This window comes from Micromonospora sp. S4605 (assembly GCF_003176715.1).
In the GTDB taxonomy this organism is placed as follows: Bacteria; Actinomycetota; Actinomycetes; order Mycobacteriales; family Micromonosporaceae; genus Micromonospora; species Micromonospora echinaurantiaca.
The window spans coordinates 21006-27379 of the sequence record NZ_QGSW01000357.1; the positions used below are offsets into that span (position 1 = coordinate 21006).

General features: G+C 75.1%; 5 protein-coding genes and 1 pseudogene. 2 read left to right on the plus strand and 4 right to left on the minus strand.

Going from position 1 to position 6374, the window contains the following annotated elements; all coding sequences use genetic code 11:
- Window positions 1-24: 24 nt before the first annotated feature.
- Window positions 25-564 carry a hypothetical protein gene (locus tag DLJ47_RS30380; RefSeq protein WP_146228231.1) on the minus strand — a complete coding sequence of 180 codons (540 nt, stop codon included), beginning with the start codon at window positions 562-564 and terminating at the stop codon, window positions 25-27.
- Between the two features lie 88 nt (window positions 565-652).
- Window positions 653-1585, minus strand: coding sequence for an ABC transporter ATP-binding protein (locus DLJ47_RS30385; protein WP_109905157.1), 933 nt, complete (start codon window positions 1583-1585; stop codon window positions 653-655).
- A 260-nt stretch (window positions 1586-1845) separates the two neighbouring features.
- On the opposite strand from DLJ47_RS30385, the gene DLJ47_RS30390 reads away from it, so the two are divergent.
- Window positions 1846-4185, plus strand: coding sequence for a TRAP transporter permease (locus DLJ47_RS30390; RefSeq protein WP_446723619.1), 2340 nt, complete (start codon window positions 1846-1848; stop codon window positions 4183-4185).
- Window positions 4186-4187: 2 nt separating this feature from the next.
- On the plus strand, window positions 4188-5207 hold the full coding sequence (locus tag DLJ47_RS30395) for a TAXI family TRAP transporter solute-binding subunit (RefSeq protein WP_446723618.1): 1020 nt from the start codon (window positions 4188-4190) through the stop codon (window positions 5205-5207).
- 105 nt (window positions 5208-5312) lie between these two features.
- Here DLJ47_RS30395 and DLJ47_RS30400 read toward each other — a convergent pair whose 3' ends face one another.
- Window positions 5313-5849 carry a hypothetical protein gene (locus DLJ47_RS30400; RefSeq protein ID WP_109905161.1) on the minus strand — a complete coding sequence of 179 codons (537 nt, stop codon included), beginning with the start codon at window positions 5847-5849 and terminating at the stop codon, window positions 5313-5315.
- Window positions 5849-6374: pseudogene (locus tag DLJ47_RS30405) on the minus strand (DNA primase); the annotation flags it as partial. The pseudogene DLJ47_RS30405 and the gene DLJ47_RS30400, both read right to left, overlap by 1 nt.

Below are 6374 nucleotides of genomic sequence, written 5' to 3' on the forward strand. Positions count from 1 at the left end.
CCAGCTCAGCCAGGGCCGAGTCGGTCAGCCGCGGACCGCGCGGAGCAGCGACCGGAGCGCGTAGCCGAGCAGCAGCACTCCCGCTCCGGTGCCCACCACCAGGCCGGCCGACACCCCGGTGGCCAGCCCGGTCACCAGCCCGGCCAGCGCCACCGCGCACATCGCCCCGCCGAGCGGCCGCAGCAGCGGGTCGCCCAGCACCGGGGCGAGCGGGAAGAAGTGCAGCCCCACCACGGCGCAGACCAGCGCCGGGATGAACTCGGACCAGCCGGCGGCGGCCAGCACCACGGCGCCGAGCGCGGCGGCGGCGAACTCGGCCACGACGATCAGCAGGTAGCGCCGGTCCGCCGCGCGGTCGCGGGGCCCGGCGTCGGCACCCCGGGACCTGGCCGTGACGAGGCCGCCGCCGACCGCGGTGAGCAGCGCCGCCACGCTGCCGGCCACCAGCACGCCGCGCAGCGGCTGCTCGGCGGCCGGCACGCTGAACCAGACGGTGGCGAAGATGCCGAGGTAGAGCGCGCCGAGCCCGCCCTGACGCCGCAACCGCACCGCTTCGACAGACACCGGCACCCCCGCTCGTCGCGCCCGGGCCACCGGCGGCCGGGCGTCCGGGCGATGCTACGGGCACCGGACCCGCCAGGCGGCACCGGCGTCAGTCGACCAGGGTGCGCCCGGTCAGGTGCAGGAAGACGTCCTCCAGGCTGCTGCGCCGGACCAGCACGTTGGCCGGGGTGAGCCCGAGGGCGTTGACCTCGGCCACCGCCGCGTCGCCGTCGGGGACGTAGAGCAGGATGCGGTCGGGCAGCACCTCGACCCGCTCCGCCAGCCCGTCGACCTTGCCGGCGAACGCCTCCTGCGACTCGGCGGCGAAGCGCAACTCGACCACCTCGCGGGTGGAGTGCTGCTCGATCAGCGCCCGCGGTGAACCCTCGGCGACGATCCGGCCGCCGTCCATCACCACCAGCCGGTCGCAGAGCTGCTCGGCCTCGTCCATGTAGTGCGTGGTGAGCACCAGCGTGACGCCCTGCTGCTTGAGCCGGAACAACCGCTCCCAGACCAGGTGCCGGGCCTGCGGGTCGAGGCCGGTGGTCGGCTCGTCGAGCAGCACGATCTCGGGCTCGTTGACCAGGGCGCGGGCGATGGTCAGCCGGCGCTTCATGCCGCCGGAAAGCGGCTCGACCTTGCTGTCGGCGCGCTCGCTGAGCTGGACGAAGTCGAGCAGCTCGGCGGCGCGGGCCCGGGCCACCCGGCGGGAGATGCCGAAGTAGCGGGCGTAGGTGGTCAGATTCTCCCGGACGGTCAGCTCGGGATCGAGGTTGTCGAGCTGCGGGCAGACACCGAGGCGGGCCCGGATCGCCGGGCCGTCCCGGACCGGATCCATGCCGAGAATGCGCAGCTCCCCGCCGCTCGGCGGGGAGATGCAGCCGACCATGCGCATGGTCGAGGACTTGCCCGCGCCGTTCGGCCCGAGGAAGCCGAACGCCTCGCCGGAGCGCACCTCGACGTCGATGCCGTCGACGGCGGTGAAGTCGCCGAACCGCTTCACCAGCCCCCGGGCCTGGATGAGTGGTTGAGCCGTGGTCACCGCCCGACCCTAGCCGCCGGGTCCGACAGCTCCACCCGATTTACCCGCGCCCCGGCCGCCCGCGCCGACGACATGGGGCGGACCGATGTCGATACCCCGCCCACCGGTTGATCGACGTGTATCGTCCCTTCGTGTCGCCCACCCGCTCACCCGACGGCTCACCGCCACCCGGTCGCCCGGCCGACGCACCGCAGGCCGCGCCCGGTCCACCCGGAGCCGGGGCACCGCCCCGGCCGGCAGCACCGCCCGCCCCGGAAACGATGCCGGCGGGCTCCCCCGCCGTGCCGCGCGACTCCGACCACCCGGACGGCGACGCCGTCGGCACCGAGCCCGCCGCGCGGCCGGACGGCGGCACCACCGCCGCCGACACCGCCGGGCCGGCGGGGCGCGTCTGCGCGGGTCGCGCCGAAGGCGACGCGAACCCAGCGGGCATCGCGACCGACGGCGGCGCCGCCGCGCGGCCGGACGCCGGAGCGGGCGGAACCGGGCCGGCGGTGGCCGACGCCGCGACGTCCGACCTGGCCGCCCGGTTCGAGGACGAGAAGCCCGGCCGGGCCCTCACCGGACCGGCCGGCCTGCTGCTCGCCGGTGTGGCGCTCGCGGTCGCCGCGCTCGCCCTCTGGCAGGTGTTTCGCCCGCTGCCGCAGGGCAGCAAGTACTACCTGATCATCTTCCTGGCGGGCGTACTGCCGCTGGTCTTCCTGGCCTACCCGGCCGACCTGCCACTGCCGGCCCGGCTCCGGCGCGCGATCCGGCCCGGCCGGTCCGTTTCGGACGGATCGGGGGGCTCGGCCGAGCCGGGCCGGCCGTTGGGCGACGCGCGGCCGACCCTGCCGGACTGGACGCTGGCCGCCCTCGCCCTGCTCGCCTGCCTCTACCCCGTGCTGCCGGTCCGGCTCGGCGCCGGCGGCGGCGGGTACAACGCCTTCCTCGACCGGCAGGGCCTGCTCGTGCCGCTGGACCTGGTGATGGGCACGGTGCTGCTCCTGCTGCTGCTGGAGGCGTGCCGCCGCACCACCGGCTGGATCCTGCCCGCCGTCTGCCTGCTGTTCCTCGGCTACGGCTACTACGGCGGGCTGCTGCCGCAGTCCTGGCCGGTCGCCCACGCCGGGCTCGACTTCAGCCAACTGGTCGACGCCTTCTACAACTCCGACAGCGGCTTCTACGGCACCCCGCTCGACGTGGCCGCCTCGTACATCGTGCTCTTCACCATCTACGGCGCGGTGCTCGACTTCTCCGGCGCCGGGCGGTTCTTCGTCAACCTGTCCACCGCCGCGTTCCGCCGGTCGCGGACGGCCGCCGGGCGTACCGCCGTCGCGTCCGGCTTCCTGCTCGGCACCGTCTCCGGCTCCGGCGCCGCGACGACGGTCAGCATCGGCGCGGTCACCTGGCCGATCCTGCGCCGGGCCGGCTACCCGCCGGAGCGGGCCGGCGGCATGCTCGCGGCGGCCGGGGTGGGCGCCATCCTCTCGCCACCGACGCTGGGCGCGGCGGCGTTCATCATCGCCGAGTACCTGGGCGTGTCGTACCTTCAGGTGCTCGGCTGGGCGACCGTGCCGACCGTCCTGTACTACCTCGGCATCCTGCTGGCCGTGGAGATCGACGCCCGGCGGTCCGGGGTCCGCCCGGTGCTGATCGACACCGCCTCGCCGTGGCGGCTGCTGGCCCGGTTCGGCTACCACTTCGCCTCGCTGGTCGCCATCGTCGTGCTGCTCGCCGTCGGGTTCTCCGCCACCCGCGCGGTGGTGCTGGCCACCGTCCTGGCCGCCGCGCTGTCCTTCCTGGACCGGGCCCACCGGCTCACCCCGGCCCGGCTCGCCGCGGCCCTCGCCGCCGGCGTACGCGGAGTGCTGGCGGTGACCGCCGTCTGCGCCGCCGCCGGCATCATCACCGCCACCACCACCAAGACCGGCCTCGGCCCGCAGGCGGCCGCGCTGCTGGTGAGCGGCGCGCAGGCGGTCGCCTCGGACCCGACCCTGGTGCTCGCGCTCACCGCGGTGCTCGCCGCCGTCGCGCTCAGCCTGCTCGGCCTGGCCGTGCCGGTGACCGCCTCGTTCATCATCGGCTGGGTGATCATCGGTCCGGCGTTGCTCGACCTCGGCGTGTCGACGCCCGCCGTGGCGATGTTCGTCTTCTACTTCGCGGTGCTCTCCGAGGTCTCCCCGCCGACCGCGCTGGCCGCCGTCGCGGCCGCGGCGGTCACCGGCGGCCGGCTGGTGCCGACCATGTGGCAGACCCTGCGCTACGCCCTGCCGGCCTACCTGACGCCGATCGCCTTCGTGCTCACCCCCGCCGGCCTCGGGCTGCTCGGCATCGGCGGCGCGCGACGGATCGCGGTCGCCGCCGTGGTGGTCGCGCTCAGCATCGCCGTGCTGGCCGTGGCGGCGGGCGGCTGGCTGCCCGGCGTCGGCCCGGCCGGCGTGCCGGAGCGCGTCCTCGGCGCGCTGGCCGGCGTGACCCTGCTCTGGCTCGAACCGGTGCCGGTGGCGGTCGGTGTCGCGCTGGCCGCCGTGGCCGGCACCGGAGTGCTCGTACGACGCGGATCCGCCGGCCGGGCCGCCGGGCCGCGCGCCGGATCACCGGAGGTCAGGGAGGTATGACAGTGAGCGGGAACAGGATTCGGCTGCTGGCGGGGGTGGGCGTGCTCGCCCTCGCCGCGGCGGGCGTGGCGGGTTGCGGCGGCCGGCAGGGCGGCGCGGCGAAGGACGACACCGCCAGCGAGGTCACCTGCGAGGTGACCGCGGACACCCGGGTCGGCATCGCGACCGGGAACGCGACCGGCGTCTACTACCCGGTCGGCAACGCCCTCGCGGGCCAGCTCTCCGGCGCCACCGGAGGGAAGCTGACCGGCACCGCCGCCGAGACCGGCGCGTCGGTGCAGAACATCGAGCAGCTGGTCGCCGGCCAGTACGACGTCGCCTTCTCGCTCTTCGACAGCGCGGTCAACGCGGTGCAGGGCAAGGGCAGCTTCACCGCCGCGCAGCCGATCGAGGCGCTCGCCCGGATCTACGACAACTACACGCAGGTCGTGGTGCGGGCCGACGCGGGCATCGCCTCGGTGGCGGACATGCGGGGCAAGCGGATCTCCACCGGCTCCCCCAAGTCCGGCACGGAGGTGATCGCCAACCGGCTGCTCGAGGCCGCCGGCCTGGATCCGGCCAAGGACGTCCAGGCGCAGCGGCTCGACCTCGCCAAGACGGTGCAGGGCGTCAAGGACGGCAGCATCGACGGCTTCTTCTGGTCCGGCGGGTTGCCCACCGGCGGGCTGACCGACCTCTTCACCACCACCGGTGACCAGGTGAAGTTCATCGACATCATGCCGCTGCTGCCGAAGATGGCCGAGCTGAACCCGGCCTACCAGGCCGGCACGATCAGCAAGGACGCGTACGGCACGGCGGCGGACACGCCGACCATCGTGGTGCCGAACGTGCTGCTGGTGCGCAAGGACCTGGACGCGAACGTGGCCTGCGCGATCACCCGGACGGTGTTCGAGCGCAAGGACGCGCTGGCCCAGGCCAACCCGGCCGCGAAGGGCATCAGCCTGGAGACGGCCCGCCGGACCGACCCCGTACCGCTGCATCGCGGCGCGGACAAGGCGCTGCGCGACCTGGGCGCCAACTGACCTCGGCCGGGCCCGGCGCGGACCCCGCTCCCACCGGGCCCGGCACGGGCGCTGTCCCCCGGCGACGGTGGCCCGGCGCGGGCAGGCGTGATCAGGCCGGTGTGCTCAGACGTCGGTGGGTGCGGTGGCGGCGCGGGCGGCGGCGACCAGCCGGTCGGTCTCGGCGAGCACCGCGTCGTCGTCGACCGGGGTGCCCGGGTCGAGCCGGACCGTCCAGGTCAGACCGTCCATGCCGGGCACCCGCCGGGCGGCCACCCGACCGGCGCCGCCGGGCAGCGGGTGGTGCTGGGTGTACGCCACCGAGCGGGTCACCCGGGCCCGCACCTGGTGCGGCAGGTCCCCCGGATCGAGCAGCAGGTACGTCTCGGTCGGGCAGTCGGCGACCACCAGGTAGCCGTCGCGCTCGGCGACCCGCTCGGCCGGCGTGACGGTCAGCTCGCGGCCGGACCAGACCGCCTTGAGGATGTCGTGCCAGCCCAGCCGGTGCCCCCGGCCGGGCAGCCAGAGCCCGAGGTTGCTGGCCACCACCACCCCGTCGCCCTCGCCGTTGCCGGCGGCGGCCCAGGCCAGCACCCGTTCCTCGGCGGCCAGCGGCGGGCGGGCGGTGGCCGGCAGCTTCGGCTTGCGGTTGAACAGTCCCATCACAGCCCTCCCGCGGCCTGCTCGCGCAGCGCCCGGGCGTGCTGCTCCAGCGAGAGCAGCTCGCCGAAGAGCGCGAAGTACTCGTCCTTGTTGCTCACCGGGTTGATCCGCTGGATCCGCGACTTGAGTTCCTTGATCCGGCTGGTCACCGAGCCCCACTGCAACCGGGCCATGGTGACCGAGACGTAGCGGGGATCCGGCTCGCCGTCGATCCGCAGCGGCTCCACGGCCAGCTCGCCGACGAGCGCCTGGGCGGCGAGATCCTCGCAGGCGTCGCGGACCGAGGAGATCCAGACCGCGCCACCGGTCGCGGCCGACGCCCCGCCGACCGCCGCCACGGCGGCGCGCACCGCGGCGTGCACCGGATGGCGGTACTCCACCGCCTCGACCGCGTCGAACATCGGCCCGGCCAGCACCGGCTCCTGGAGGGCGAGCTTGAGCGCCTCGCGCTCGACCATCGACTGCGGGCTGTCCACGGTCTGTCCCTTATTCACATCTGACGCTGCCGACGAATAGCCTTGTGTC